The sequence below is a fragment of the Streptomyces sp. JNUCC 63 genome (assembly GCF_054366325.1).
The window spans coordinates 3,170,421-3,183,716 of record NZ_CM135963.1 but is presented as its reverse complement, the minus strand read 5'-3'; the positions used below and the strand labels follow the sequence as shown (position 1 = coordinate 3,183,716).

10 protein-coding genes and 1 pseudogene are annotated in these 13,296 nt (G+C 70.8%); 5 read left to right on the top strand and 6 right to left on the bottom strand.

The window, feature by feature from the left end; all coding sequences use genetic code 11:
• The first annotated feature begins 322 nt into the window (after window positions 1–322).
• The 3 genes from rplM (at window position 323) to glmM (ending at window position 2,871) form a co-directional block, all read left to right on the top strand.
• Entirely contained in the window at window positions 323–766 is a 444-nt protein-coding gene (gene rplM, locus ACX25U_RS14350) for a 50S ribosomal protein L13 (RefSeq protein WP_454392176.1), read from the top strand.
• A gap of 42 nt (window positions 767–808) precedes the next feature.
• The gene (gene rpsI, locus ACX25U_RS14345) at window positions 809–1,321 is read left to right on the top strand and encodes a 30S ribosomal protein S9 (protein ID WP_454392174.1); all 513 of its coding nucleotides are present in this window, start codon (window positions 809–811) and stop codon (window positions 1,319–1,321) included.
• 191 nt (window positions 1,322–1,512) lie between these two features.
• Complete coding sequence (gene glmM, locus ACX25U_RS14340) at window positions 1,513–2,871, top strand: phosphoglucosamine mutase (protein WP_454392172.1); 1,359 nt, start codon at window positions 1,513–1,515, stop codon at window positions 2,869–2,871.
• Window positions 2,872–3,037: 166 nt separating this feature from the next.
• On the opposite strand, the gene ACX25U_RS14335 is transcribed toward glmM, so the two are convergent.
• From ACX25U_RS14335 to coaA, 4 genes and pseudogenes are all read right to left on the bottom strand, one after another.
• Window positions 3,038–3,781 carry a hypothetical protein gene (locus tag ACX25U_RS14335; protein WP_454392170.1) on the bottom strand — a complete coding sequence of 248 codons (744 nt, stop codon included), beginning with the start codon at window positions 3,779–3,781 and terminating at the stop codon, window positions 3,038–3,040.
• The gene (locus ACX25U_RS14330; protein ID WP_454394277.1) at window positions 3,778–8,025 is read right to left on the bottom strand and encodes an RICIN domain-containing protein; all 4,248 of its coding nucleotides are present in this window, start codon (window positions 8,023–8,025) and stop codon (window positions 3,778–3,780) included. Before ACX25U_RS14330 ends, ACX25U_RS14335 begins: the two co-directional genes overlap by 4 nt.
• A 697-nt stretch (window positions 8,026–8,722) precedes the next feature.
• Window positions 8,723–8,896 (bottom strand): annotated as a pseudogene (locus ACX25U_RS14325) (DUF389 domain-containing protein); the annotation flags it as partial.
• A 100-nt stretch (window positions 8,897–8,996) separates the two neighbouring features.
• Window positions 8,997–9,965, bottom strand: coding sequence for a type I pantothenate kinase (gene coaA, locus ACX25U_RS14320; protein ID WP_454392169.1), 969 nt, complete (start codon window positions 9,963–9,965; stop codon window positions 8,997–8,999).
• Window positions 9,966–10,175: 210 nt separating this feature from the next.
• On the opposite strand from coaA, the gene ACX25U_RS14315 reads away from it, so the two are divergent.
• A complete protein-coding gene (locus tag ACX25U_RS14315) occupies window positions 10,176–10,967 on the top strand; it encodes a hypothetical protein (protein WP_454392167.1) in 792 nt (263 codons plus the stop codon).
• 100 nt (window positions 10,968–11,067) lie between these two features.
• Window positions 11,068–12,915: a glutamine--fructose-6-phosphate transaminase (isomerizing) gene (glmS, locus tag ACX25U_RS14310; RefSeq protein WP_454392165.1), complete on the top strand. Its 1,848-nt coding sequence runs from the start codon at window positions 11,068–11,070 to the stop codon at window positions 12,913–12,915.
• Here glmS and ACX25U_RS14305 read toward each other — a convergent pair.
• Together ACX25U_RS14305 and ACX25U_RS14300 are read right to left on the bottom strand one after the other, a co-directional pair.
• Window positions 12,876–13,094: a DUF397 domain-containing protein gene (locus ACX25U_RS14305; RefSeq protein WP_454392163.1), complete on the bottom strand. Its 219-nt coding sequence runs from the start codon at window positions 13,092–13,094 to the stop codon at window positions 12,876–12,878. The genes glmS and ACX25U_RS14305 overlap by 40 nt on opposite strands.
• Complete coding sequence (locus tag ACX25U_RS14300; RefSeq protein WP_454392162.1) at window positions 13,091–13,294, bottom strand: DUF397 domain-containing protein; 204 nt, start codon at window positions 13,292–13,294, stop codon at window positions 13,091–13,093. Before ACX25U_RS14300 ends, ACX25U_RS14305 begins: the two co-directional genes overlap by 4 nt.
• Window positions 13,295–13,296 lie beyond the last annotated feature (2 nt).

Sequence of the window (13,296 nt, the reverse complement as noted above, 5' to 3'; positions counted from 1 at the left end):
GCGGCCCCCCGTTTCGGCCCGGCCGAGATGTCGTGGGTCGGTGCGGGGCGGCAGCCGGGCGGGCGCCGTACACTGGGTGTGGAACACGCAGGATCCGCACCGGCGCCCCCGTTTTGACCCCCGTAGGGCGCCGCGGGTATCCTGCGATTTCGTTGTGTATTGGCTTGCTCATTCTCACGGGACGGGCCCTTACACCGGTCCACCGGGCCGATGACCAGCGACCAGCACGCGGTTTGCGTCACCGTGGTGCGGCCAAGGCTGTCGTGATCGTCTTCGGTGACCTTGTCAGGACCACTCACTGAAGAAGCGAAGGCTACGAACCGTGCGTACGTACAGCCCCAAGCCCGGCGACATCACGCGCCAGTGGCATGTCATTGACGCCCAGGACGTCGTCCTGGGCCGCCTGGCGTCCACCGCCGCCACCCTTCTGCGGGGCAAGCACAAGCCGATCTACGCGCCGCACGTCGACGCTGGTGACTTCGTCATCATCATCAACGCCGACAAGGTGCACCTCTCCGGCAACAAGCGGACCCAGAAGATGGCGTACCGCCACTCCGGCTACCCGGGCGGTCTGCGCTCCGTCCGCTACGACGAGCTGCTCGAGAAGAACCCGGAGAAGGCCGTCGAGAAGGCCGTCAAGGGCATGCTCCCCAAGAACTCCCTGGGCCGTCAGATGCTCTCGAAGCTGAAGGTCTACAAGGGTGACCAGCACCCGCACGCCGCGCAGCAGCCGGTGCCGTTCGAGATCACCCAGGTCGCGCAGTAAGTCCGGCCACCCCCTAAGACCGAAGAGAATCTGAGGAGAATCGTGGCCGAGACCACTGCAGAGCAGCCGCTCGAAGAGCTTGACATCGACAGCTACACCACCGAGTCCGAGGTCCCCGTCGAGGGCGAGTACACCTCGGAGTCCCTGGCCTCCCGCTTCGGCGAGCCGCAGCCGGCTGCCGGCCTGGGCCGCCGCAAGAACGCCATCGCCCGCGTCCGGATCGTTCCGGGCTCCGGCAAGTGGAAGATCAACGGTCGCACCCTCGAGGACTACTTCCCGAACAAGGTGCACCAGCAGGAGGTCAACGAGCCCTTCAAGGTGCTGGAGCTCGAGGGCCGCTACGACATCATCGCCCGCATCGCCGGTGGCGGTGTCTCCGGCCAGGCCGGTGCCCTCCGCCTCGGTGTCGCCCGTGCGCTGAACGAGGCCGACGTCGACAACAACCGCGGTCCGCTGAAGAAGGCCGGCTTCCTCCGCCGCGACGACCGTGCGGTCGAGCGCAAGAAGGCCGGTCTGAAGAAGGCCCGCAAGGCTCCGCAGTACAGCAAGCGCTGATCCCAGCGGCGCCCCTGCACGTACTCCGAACGCCCCGGCGGCACGCCACTGTGCCTCCGGGGCGTTCGTTTATCGCAGAGCTTGGGCGTATAACGGCACAAGCCGTTCAAAGGCTGGTGCGATCGGATGCCCGGGGCGTCGAGTGTCATAATCCAGCACCTCTTCGAAACGATGCTTCTCCAGGAGGACAAGTGGGACGACTCTTCGGCACGGACGGCGTGCGTGGCGTCGCCAACGCGGACCTGACCGCCGAGCTGGCGCTCGGCCTCTCCGTCGCCGCGGCGCACGTGCTGGCCGAGGCGGGCACCTTCGAGGGCCACAGGCCGACCGCGGTGGTCGGGCGGGACCCGCGTGCGTCCGGGGAGTTCCTGGAGGCCGCCGTGGTCGCGGGTCTGGCGAGCGCGGGCGTGGACGTCCTGCGGGTCGGCGTCCTGCCGACGCCGGCGGTGGCGTACCTCACCGGCGCGCTCGGTGCCGACCTCGGCGTGATGCTCTCCGCCAGCCACAACGCCATGCCGGACAACGGCATCAAGTTCTTCGCCCGCGGCGGCCACAAGCTCGCCGACGAGCTGGAGGACCGGATCGAGTCCGTGTACGAGGAGCACCGCACCGGCGCCCCCTGGAACCGCCCGACCGGTGCCGGCGTCGGCCGGGTGCGGGACCACGGGGAAGGGTTCGACCAGTACGTCGCCCACCTCGTCGGCGTCCTCCCGAACCGGCTGGACGGCCTGCGGATCGTCCTCGACGAGGCGCACGGCGCCGCCGCCAAAGTATCGCCGGAGGCGTTCACGCGGGCCGGGGCCGAGGTCGTCACCATCGGCGCCGAACCCGACGGGCTCAACATCAACGACGGCTGCGGCTCGACCCACCTGGACCGTCTGAAGGCCGCCGTCGTCGAGCACGGGGCCGACCTCGGTATCGCGCACGACGGCGACGCCGACCGGTGCCTGGCCGTGGACCACACCGGCGAGGAGGTCGACGGGGACCAGATCCTCGCCGTGCTCGCGCTGGCGATGCGGGAGCGTTCCGCACTGCGCTCCGACACCGTCGTCGCGACCGTGATGTCCAACCTGGGCTTCAAGCTCGCCATGGAGCGCGAGGGCATCCGGCTGGTGCAGACCGCGGTCGGCGACCGGTACGTGCTGGAGCAGATGAAGGAGAAGGGCTACGCCCTCGGCGGCGAGCAGTCCGGCCACGTCATCGTCCTCGACCACGCCACGACGGGCGACGGCACGCTGACCGGCCTGCTGCTCGCGGCACGGGTCGCCGGGACCGGGCGTCCGCTGCGGGAGCTGGCGTCGGTGATGGAGCGGCTGCCGCAGGTGCTCGTCAACGTGCCGGACGTCGACAAGTCCCGGGTGAAGACCTCCGCCGAACTCGCGACGGCCGTCACCGAGGCCGAGCGGGAACTGGGGGAGACCGGGCGCGTCCTGCTCCGCCCCTCGGGCACGGAACCGCTGGTGCGGGTGATGGTGGAGGCCGCGGACATCGACCAGGCCCGCTCGGTGGCGGGCCGGCTGGCGGACGTGGTGAAGTCGGCGCTGGGGTAGGCGCCGCGGGAGTTTTTGGATGTGTGGCCCGGGCCTGTCTCCTCCCCCGCTGTTTCGAGCGGGGGAGGAGACAGGCCCGGGCCACGTCCCGTCTCCCCGCCCCACCGGCCGGCGAGAGCGGGGAGACGGGCCCCTCCCCGCCCCACCGGCCGGGTTCAGTCCTTGACTAGACCTGCTGATCCCCTTGCCAGGTGACCGACGTCATGGCAGCCAGGCCTCCGTGGGCCAAGCCCTTGTAGGTCACCGTCCGGGCGGGGCCGAGCTCGTGTGCGACCTGCTTCGCCAGCTCCGTCCCCCGGTGGAACAGCCGCTGCCACTCGGCGTCGTACTTCCCCTCCTCCCGGTCCCGCAGGTCCAGGTTCAAGGTGGTGTCGATCTCGTCCGCCCATACGCGGAGCGCGGAGACGAGCTCGTCGGACAGGTCCAGGGCCGCAGCGGGGTCGTCGGGGAAGAAGTCTCCGAAGCCGTCCGAGCGGAGCGGACCGAACTTGTACTCGCCCTCGACCGTGATGTGGACGGGGTGCGGCGGTGCGCTGTGGTCGTCGCGTTCCCAGTGCAGGCGGTCACAGCCCCAGCACACCCAGGTCGCCGTCCGGTGACGCTCGTCCCGGTAGCGCACCACCCACGACGGCCCAAGGTGCCGGGCCAGCCGCTGGGCGATCGCCAGGCCCTGCCGGGCGTGCTTGCGCTGGTCCTGTCGGGAGGCGAAGCCCCCGGCAGGACGGGACAGGGACCAGGAGCGCAGCGCGTCGGCCAGGTCCCCGGGCAGGCCCAGCCGGTCGTCGTCCAGCAGGACCTCACGGGTGAAGGCGCCGAGGTCGTCGTGGGCACCGGCGTCCCGCGGTTCGTACAGCGGGGACGGCTCGCCCCGGGCGTGCACCAGCACGTGCCGCGGTTCTTCGAGGGTCATGCGATGTTCGCTCCGATCACGTATCCGTTGTCGCCCACGCTGATGGCCAAGCGCTGGGTCTTACCCTGGAAGGCGACCTCGAAGACCGGTCTCCCGGCTCCCTGGGTGCCGACCCTGGTGCCTTCGGTCAGGGCGGTCTTCACGAGGGCGGGGATGTCGTCCACCCGGACTCCCGCGTCCGCGAATTCTCCCGCGTGACGGAAGAGGATGTGGGTCAGGCCCGCGTTGACATTGCCCTTCTCGAGCCAGGCGATGGGCAAACCGGGTTTGGCGTACTCGATCACCCAGATCGTGTCCGCCCTGTTGATCTTCGCGCCGGCGTCCTTGAGTCTGTCCAGCAGCTTCGGGTCGAGGGTGCCACGGTGGATCTTGGCCCGTTCTGCCACACCGACCGCGACGCGCAGCCCCATGCCCGCCGCACTCGTGGCGTCACCGACCTGGGCGGCGCCCTTCTCCCCGTAGATCTTCTTCAGGTCCTTGAGCACCTCCGCGGCGTTCTCACCGGTCTTGACGGCCTTCTCGACCCGCACGGCGAGCTTGGCGGCCTCGGCGAGCTTGGTGGCGACCGACGTCGGTACGAGGATGGTGGCGGCCCAGGCACAGCTGGACTTGTCGCCGTGGTAGCACCGGAAGGCATCACCCAGGACCAACTCGTACAGAACCGCGCCGGCCTTCTCCCCGAAGAGGTTCTGCCAGCCGATCCTGGTGATCTCCTCGAAGGTGAAGTGGTGGGTCCAGTTGTTGGTCTGGTTCTTCAGCGTCTCCGTGCCGAGGTACAGCGTGTCCTGCTTCGGGCAGCCGCTCTCGGTGGCGGGGACGTCGGGGTTGAGGCAGTAGTAGTAGCTGACCGTGATGTCGAGGCGCAGCTCGTAGGTGACCGTGCAGCCCTGGAGCGTGTAGACGCAGTCGTTGAGCTGCTTGGCCGGTCCCGCCTCGGCGACCTTGTCGACGACGTAGAAGGTGCTGTCGACACCGGTGCCGGCGCCCGAGGAGACCTGCTGGTTGGCCTTCTTGCGTTCGGCGGACTCCGCGGCGGCCTGGGCCTCGTCCGCGTACTTCTGGGCGTCCTTCGCGGCCTCCTCCGCCTCGGTGGCGGCGGCGTCCGCGCGGTCGGCCGCCGCTCGGGCGTCCCTGGCTGCCTCCTCGGCCTCCGAGGCGGCCCTGCGGGCGGCATCCGCTTCGAGGGCCGCGTCGTCGGCGGAGTCGCGGGCGTCCTTGGCGTGGCTCTCGGCGCGACCCGCCGCCCGGTCGGCGGCTGCCGCGTCCTCGGCGGCCTGGCGGCCGTACTCGACCGTGCGGGCCAGTGAGGCGGCGGCCTTGGACGCGGCGAGGGCGGCGTCGGCAGCGTAGCCGAGGGCCTCCTTGGCGTAGCCGCGCGCGGTCGCCGCGTGTGCGGCGGCGTTCGCGGCGTGGACGTACGCCTGCTTCGCGTCGCCCTGCGCCTGGTCGGCGAGGGACTTCGCGGCGGCGGCCTCCGCCTGCGCGTTCTTGGCGTGCGCGTCGGCGACGGCCTTCTGCTGCTCGGCGATCGACTTCGACGCCTGCCCGGTCAGCACGACCAGGGAGGCCGCCGAGTCGGTGTCGACGTACGGCGAGCCGATCTGGATGGCGTCGTTGGCCGGCTTGGCGACCTGAGCGGCGGCGGCGTGCGCGTCGGCCGCCGCCTGCGCGGTGACGTAGGCGAACCCGGCGGCCTTCGCCGAGGCCGCCAGCGCCTTGCCGGCCTCCTTGGCCGCCTCGTCCGCGTGGGCCTTGGCGGTCTTGGCCTGCTTCTCCGCCTCGTCGGCCAGTTTGACGGCCGTCTTCGCCTCGGACGCGGCGTGCTTCGCGGCCTGGATGGCGTCCGCCGCGGCACTGGTCGCGGTCTTCACCGCGGCGTCGGCCCTCAACTTCGCCGCCTGCGCGGCGTCCGCGTCGGCACGGGCGCGCTTGGCGGCGGCCTCGGCGCGGGTCGCCGCGGCGTCCGCGTCGGCGGCCGCCTTCGTCGCCGCGTCGGCCGCGGCACGGGCCTTCGTCGCGGCGGTTTCGGCGTCGCCGGCGTGCCGGGCGGCCTCGTCGGCCGCGGCCCTCGCCTCCTGGGCGTTGCTGTCGGACTCGTGGGCCTGGGCGTACGCCTCCTTCGCGTCGGCCTTGGCGCGTGCGGCGTCGGCCTTCTGCTCGGCGTCCCAGGCGTCGTCGCGCAGGTCACGGGCCTTGTCCCGGGCCCTGACCGCGGCGTCCCTCTTGTCGACCGCCGTGCCCTCGGCCGCCTCGGCCTTGTTCTTGGCGTCCTTGGCCTTCGTCGCCTGGGCCTCGGCGGTCCTCCGGTGCTCGGCCGCCTCGGCCTTCTTGGCGGCGGCCTTCTCCTTCTCCGCCTTGGCCGTCTTCTCCTCGGCCTCGGCGGACAGGCGCTTGGCGTGGGCCTCGGCGGCGGCCGCCTTGGCCTCGCCCTCGGCCTTCACCGCCTCGGCGAGCTTGGCCTCCGCGGTCTCCTTGTCCTTCTTGGCGTTGTCCCGGTGGATCTTCGCCGCGTCCGAGGCGGCCTTCGCCTGTAGCTCGGCGACGCGTGCGGCCTCCTTGCGGAACTCCGCCTTCGCCTGTGCCGCCTGGGCCAGCGCCCGCTGCATGATGGTCGCGCTGTCGCCGGCGGACGCGCGGGTGGCGGCCTCGGCGGTCTCGCCGGCCTTCACCATCGCGTCCAGCGCCGCCGCGGCGCCCTTGGTGACCTGCGCCTTCTGCTGACCGACCAGAAGGCCGCGGCCACGCGGCGCACCGCGCTGGTCCGCGACGGCGTGGGCGGCCTGCTCGGCGGTGTCACTGGTGGCGGCGGCGGTCTTCGCCGCCGCCGCCTGCGCCTTGAGTACACCGAGCTGCTTCTTCGCCGCAGCCTGGGCGTTCGTGATGCCCGTCTTCGCCTTGTCGAACTGCGCCTTCGGCGGGACCGTGCCGTTGCTGCCGGACGGCTTGACGGTGAATTTCTGCGGGTCGGCGCCGGTGCACGTCCACAGCCGCGCGTTCTGGCTGTTGTCGTACTTCGGCAGGTCCAGGCACTTGCCCGTGCCCACGTTCTTCAGGCTCGTGGTCGCGCGCACGTCGTACTCCCACGTCTGTGCCGGGGAGCTGCTGCACGTCCAGATCTGGATCTTCGTGCCGTTCGCCGGGTTGGTGCCCGACACGTCCAGGCACTTCAAGGAGTGGGTGTTGCGCAGGTGCAGGCCCTTGCTGTCGCCGTAGACCTCCCACTTCTGCGTGGCGGAACCGTTGCAGGTGTTGACCTGGACCGGAGTGCCGTTGTCCTTCTTCGTCCCCTCGACGTCGAGGCACTTGCCCTTCGCGGCCGTGACCTCGATCACAGTCGGCTTGTCGCCGATGGCGCCGACCCCACCGGGGGACCAGTAGTCCTGCCAGCGCGCGAGGTGGTCGGCGGTCCACGAGTGGCCCAGCAGGTCACCGAGCGCCTTGGCACCGGAGGCGAGGGCCTTCGTCGCGTCGGTGTTCGCGTTCAGGATCGTGTTGCGCTGCGTGGCCTGGGAGGCGATCTCCTGCTGCCACTCGTCGGCCGCGGTGGCGGAGACGATGCCCAGTGCCTTGGCGGGATCCATGGGGTCGCGCCACGCGCACGCGGCGAACCGGGTCTTCAGGTCCTCGACCGCGATGCGGAACTCCGCCGTGCCCGGCTGCGGTGCCGTGCGCGGGAAACCGCCGGAGGCGAGGAAGATGCGGGCGTTGTCGGCGCCCATGGGTTCCAGCGACCAGTCGGTCAGGTACCCGAAGGCGTCCCGTTCGGCGAGCGCGCGGTTCCACTCGTCCGAGGGCAGGGTGGGGTCCGGGTCCGGTCCGTACAGCGGAGCGCCCAGCTTCTTGACGGCCTCGGCCGTCTGCGCGTCGGCCAGCGGGGTGGGGTCGGCGTAGAAGTCGTCCTCGTCCTTCCAGAACCGGTCGGCGGCCCACCGGGTCAGGCCCGTCTGTTCGTAGAAGTCCTGCTTGCCGTCGTTGCTGCCGGGCGGCCAGTGGAACTCGGTCTCGGTGAAGCCGGCCGGGGTCGTCAGCCCGTCGAGGGGCTTCTTCCAGTTGTCCCTGAGGGCGTGGAGGGCGTCCAGCTCCTTGCTCGCCGCGTCCCGGTCCTTGGTGTACGCGGTGGCGAGGGGCGTGCCCTGCCAGTACTCGCGGTCGGCCAGCTCACGCAGCCTGTCCGGGGGCTGGTTGAGGCCGGCCTGTGCCGTCTGCACCATGGACGGTCCGCCCAGCCGCAGTACGTCGGTCATCAGGCACTGGTCCTGCCGCAGTTGCTCGGCGGCCGTGACCTCGTACCAGTCGTGGGAGCCACCCGTGGGAACGGCGTCGTCCGCGGTGACCCGGCCGAGCGCCTGTGGATGAGCGGTGAGGCCCGCGACGATCGCGAGACCGAGGGAGACGGGAAGGATGCGGGCGAGGAGCCCGAGTCGACGTGGTCCGTGCCCGACGGGCCACGGCGGTCTGGAACGCAAGGGTGCATCTCCTTTTCATGGGGTTTCATGAGGAGGGAAACGACCGGGATTGCGCCGGTGAGTGCGAGAGGGGCGTGAGGCCCTCGGCTCCCGCGGCGTCAGGAACGGCGAAAGGCGTCCGGTACGAGATGCACGGATGGCGGATGGTGTGGCATGCGACGCGTCCCCCCGTGGCGGCGCTGTTCCCCCGGTCGCTGATGGATGTGCGTGAGGACGGACTGGTCGGGTCCGGCTGCGCGGGGCGTAACACTAGACAGAAGCCCAGGCGCGGGGAAGGGAGGCAGGTTCCCTCCGCCGGAGACGGTTGGCGGGATCTTTACTACTGGTCGGTAGCCGTCCTGGTTCACTGATTCTTCACACCGCAAGGGACGCTTGTGAAGTTCTGGTGTTCAGGTGAGGGCGGAAGTGGTCGGGCATCCGTCGAAGTTGGCCGATAACTGACGGGGTGTCGATCGCGGACCGGACACGGTGGCCGCCCGAGGAGTTCGTCGCCCGCCTCCCGGGCCACGTCGCACAGCACGACGTCCCCGGCGGGATCGCGCGCGGCGCCCGGGAGCACGCACGGGTGCGCGGTGCCGATCGTCCCCTCGATCAGCCGGACCACGTCGTCCGTCTTCCCGGCCGGCGTGATCAGGCGCAGGTGCAGCATGACGGCATGCGTAGCCGTGCGGGGACCGGGCGGCGGCGACCGTGGCGCAGGTGGCAGGTGGCAGGTGGCAGGTGGCAGGTGGCCGGACGGGGACCGGTGCTCAGAGCTTGCGCAGGCTGAGGCGCTGCACCTTGTGGTCCGGACCCTTGCGCACGACGAGGGTGGCCCGGCCGCGGGTGGGCGCGATGTTCTCCACGAGGTTCGGCTTGTTGATGGTCCGCCACATGGTGCGGGCGTAGTCGAGGGCCTCCTCCTCGGACACCTGCGTGTACCTGCGGAAGTACGAGGACGGGTCCTGGAAGGCCGTCCGGCGCAGCTGGCGGAACCGGTTCAGGTACCACCGCTCGATGTCCTCGGTGCGCGCGTCGACGTACACGCTGAAGTCGAAGTAGTCGGCGAGCCCGACCCGGGTGCGGCCGTCCTTGCCGGGCAGGGCGGGCTGCAGGACGTTCAGCCCCTCGACGACGAGGATGTCGGGGCGCCGTACGGTCAGCTTCTCGCCGGGGACGATGTCGTAGATGAGGTGGGAGTAGACGGGGGCGGTCACCTCGTCCTTGCCGGCCTTGATGTCGGCGACGAACCGGGTCAGGGCCCTGCGGTCGTACGACTCCGGGAAGCCTTTGCGCGACATCAGGCCCCGCGCCTGAAGCTCCCGTGTCGGCAGCAGGAACCCGTCGGTGGTGACCAGCTCGACCCGCGGATGCTCCGGCCAGCGGGACAGCAGCGCCTGCAGCAGCCGGGCCACGGTCGACTTCCCGACGGCGACCGACCCCGCCACCCCTATGACGAAGGGCGTACCGGACTGGGACCCCTGCTCGCCGAGGAACGTGTTCAGCGCGCCGCGCAGCTTGTCCGTGGCGCCGATGTAGAGGTTGAGCAGCCGCGACAGCGGAAGGTAGATGTCCCGCACCTCGTCGAGGTCGATGACGTCACCCAGACCGCGCAACCGCTCGACCTCCTCGGCGGACAGCGGCAGCGGCGTCTTGGCGCGCAGCGCGCTCCACTCGGCGCGGGTGAGGTCGACGTAGGGAGTCGCCTCCGGCCGGGACCGGTGGGCGCTCCGGGGCATCGGGGAGACCGGAGAGATCACAGTCCATTGTTAACGGAGTTTGAACGGGGCGCAGGGTGGGCTGTGTCACGTGGGGAGGGGAGATCACGTCGGCGTCACGTTCGGGTACCGGATGAAGAGTCCATGATCGTTTATGCGGCCGCCGTGCGTAGGCTGCGCCGGAGCCGATGCGGAGATGTTCCGCCGGTCGGAAGAGAAAAGAGTGCCCTCGTGAGATCCCTCCTGGTCCGTCGTACGGCCCTTGCCGCGTCCGCTGCCGCTCTGGCCCTGCTCGCCACCGCCTGCGGTGGTTCGTCCGACAGCGACAGCGCGGACAAGGCCGGTGACGGCAAGACCGCCCAGGCGGACAAGACCCCCTCCGCGGCCCCCGCCAAGGCCCTGACCGCCGACGAGCTGGAGAAGGCCGCGCTCACCCAGGCGGACGTCAAGAGCGGCAAGGTCACCACCAAGGTTCCGGCGGCGGACGACGTCGCGCAGGACAAGGTGAAGACGGACGACGCGGCGTGCGCCCCGCTCGCGTACCTCCAGGCCGGCAGCTACGTCGGCAAGCCGTCGGCCACCCTGAAGCGGTCCTGGCTGGGCGACGCGCAGAAGCCCAAGGCCGGCGCGAAGCCCGAGGACGCCATGCTGGCCGCCCTGGACCGGGCGAAGGCCGTGGTCACGCTGGCCTCCTACGAGGACGGCGGCGCCGAGCAGGCGATGAAGGACCTGAACACGGCCGCGACCAAGTGCGCCGGCGGCTTCTCCTACACCGTGGGCAGCGACAAGGTCAAGATCGTCAAGGTCGCCACCGCCGACGCGCCGCAGGGCGCCGACGAGGCACTGGCCGTGACCACGACGATGGACGCCGAGGGCGTCAAGGCCCCGGTCAAGGGCGTCGTCGTCCGCAAGGGCGCCACCCTGGCCTACTTCCCCGCCTTCAACCTCGCCTCGGCCGCCAGCGGCAAGGACTTCGACTTCCCCACGGAGATCGTCGACGCCCAGCTCGCCAAGCTGAAGTGATCCGCAGTCCCGCCGGGGCGGCCCCTGTCCCGGTGGGAATTTCCGGTTTCGGGCACGAAGTCGCCACTTTCGCCGGGCGTCGGCCCGTAGGCTGCCGCCCATGTGCGGAATCGTGGGATACGTGGGGCCGCAATCGGCGCTCGAGGTCGTGATGGCCGGGCTGAAGCGGCTGGAGTACCGGGGCTACGACTCGGCCGGCGTCGCCGTGCTCGCCGACGGCGGGCTGGCGGCGGCGAAGCGGGCCGGGAAGCTGGTCAACCTGGAGAAGGAACTCGTGGAGCGGCCGCTGCCGACCGGTTCCACGGGCATCGGCCACACCCGGTGGGCCACCCACGGCGGGCCCACGGACGCCAACGCCCACCCGCACCTCGACAACGCCGGGCGGGTCGCCGTCGTCCACAACGGCATCATCGAGAACTTCGCCGCGCTGCGGGCCGAGTTGGAGGAGCGGGGGCACGAGCTGTCCTCCGAGACCGACACCGAGGTCGTCGCGCACCTGCTCGCCGAGGAGTTCTCCTCCTGCGCCGACCTCGCGGAGGCCATGCGGCTGGTGTGCCGGCGCCTGGAGGGCGCGTTCACGCTGGTCGCCGTGCACGCCGACGAGCCCGACGTCGTCGTGGGCGCCCGCCGCAACTCCCCGCTGGTCGTGGGCGTCGGCGAGGGCGAGGCCTTCCTCGCCTCCGACGTCGCCGCGTTCATCGCCCACACGCGCTCGGCGATCGAGCTGGGGCAGGACCAGGTCGTGGAGCTGCGGCGGGACGGGGTGACGGTCACCGGGTTCGACGGCCGGCCCGCCGACGTGCGGTCCTACAACGTCGACTGGGACGCCGCCGCCGCCGAGAAGGGCGGCTACGACTACTTCATGCTCAAGGAGATCGCCGAGCAGCCCAAGGCGGTCGCCGACACGCTGCTGGGCCGCATCGACGGGGCCGGCAACCTGACGCTGGACGAGGTGCGGATCAGCGCCTCGGAACTCCGCGAGATGGACAAGGTCGTCATCGTCGCCTGCGGTACGGCCTTCCACGCGGGCCTGATCGCCAAGTACGCCATCGAGCACTGGACGCGGATCCCGTGCGAGGTGGAACTGGCGAGCGAGTTCCGCTACCGGGACCCGATCCTGGACGCGCAGACCCTCGTCATCGCCATCTCCCAGTCGGGCGAGACGATGGACACGCTGATGGCGCTGCGCCACGCCCGCGAGCAGGGCTCCAAGGTGCTGGCCATCTGCAACACCAACGGCTCCACCATCCCGCGCGAGTCCGACGCGGTCCTCTACACCCACGCCGGCCCGGAGGTCGCGGTCGCGTCGACGAAGGCGTTCCTGACGCAGTTGGTCGCGTGCTACCTGGTGGCGCTGTACCTGGGACAGGTGCGGGGCACCAAGTGGGGCGACGAGATCCAGGCGGTGATCCGTGACCTGTCACGGATCGCCGGTGCGGTGGAGCGCGTCCTGGAGACGATGGAGCCGGTACGGGAACTGGCGCGCTCGCTGGCCGACAAGAACACGGTGCTGTTCCTGGGGCGGCACGTCGGCTATCCGGTCGCCCTCGAAGGCGCCCTGAAGCTCAAGGAGTTGGCGTACATGCACGCCGAGGGCTTCGCGGCGGGCGAGCTGAAGCACGGTCCGATCGCGTTGATCGAGGAGGACCTGCCGGTGGTCGTGGTGGTGCCGTCGCCGCGCGGGCGGTCCACCCTCCACGACAAGATCGTCTCCAACATCCAGGAGATCCGCGCGAGGGGCGCGCGCACGATCGTGATCGCGGAGGAGGGCGACGAGGCGGTCGCCCCGTACGCCGACCACCTCATCCGCATCCCGGCCACCCCGACGCTGCTCCAGCCCCTGGTCGCCACGGTGCCGCTCCAGGTCTTCGCCTGCGAGCTGGCGACGGCGCGCGGCAACGAGGTGGATCAGCCGCGGAACCTGGCGAAGTCCGTGACGGTGGAGTGACCCTTCACCGCATCGACGAACGTGACGAAGGCCCCGGCCGGGAAGGTGAGGGTGGCCCTGGCCGGGGCTTTCGAGTTGCGGACGGCTATGCGGGTTGGGGAGTCGGCGATCTCCACGCAGTCGTTGCCGTCGCCGGGGCCGGAGTAGGAGGACTTCCGCCAGTGGGCGGGGGTAGTCATGCCGGCCTCGTGGCGGAGTGGACCTTCAGGGCTTCGAGGAAGGTGGTGAAGGCTCCGGCCGGGAAGGTGAGGGTGGCCCTGGCCGGGGTCTTCGAATCGCGGACGGCTATGCGGGTGCCGCGGTTGGCGATCTCGACGCAGGAGTTGCCGTCGCCGGCGCCGGAGTAAGACGACTTCTGCCAGTTGTCGAGGGCGTCCATGG

Coding starts and splice junctions, on each gene's coding strand:
- ACX25U_RS14330 (WP_454394277.1), bottom strand. CDS start 8,025: ATGACCGACGTACTGCGGCTGGGCGGACCGTCCATGGTGCAGACGGCA.
- ACX25U_RS14300 (WP_454392162.1), bottom strand. CDS start 13,294: ATGGACGCCCTCGACAACTGGCAGAAGTCGTCTTACTCCGGCGCCGGC.
- ACX25U_RS14305 (WP_454392163.1), bottom strand. CDS start 13,094: ATGACTACCCCCGCCCACTGGCGGAAGTCCTCCTACTCCGGCCCCGGC.
- coaA (WP_454392169.1), bottom strand. CDS start 9,965: ATGCCCCGGAGCGCCCACCGGTCCCGGCCGGAGGCGACTCCCTACGTC.
- ACX25U_RS14335 (WP_454392170.1), bottom strand. CDS start 3,781: ATGACCCTCGAAGAACCGCGGCACGTGCTGGTGCACGCCCGGGGCGAG.
- glmS (WP_454392165.1), top strand. CDS start 11,068: ATGTGCGGAATCGTGGGATACGTGGGGCCGCAATCGGCGCTCGAGGTC.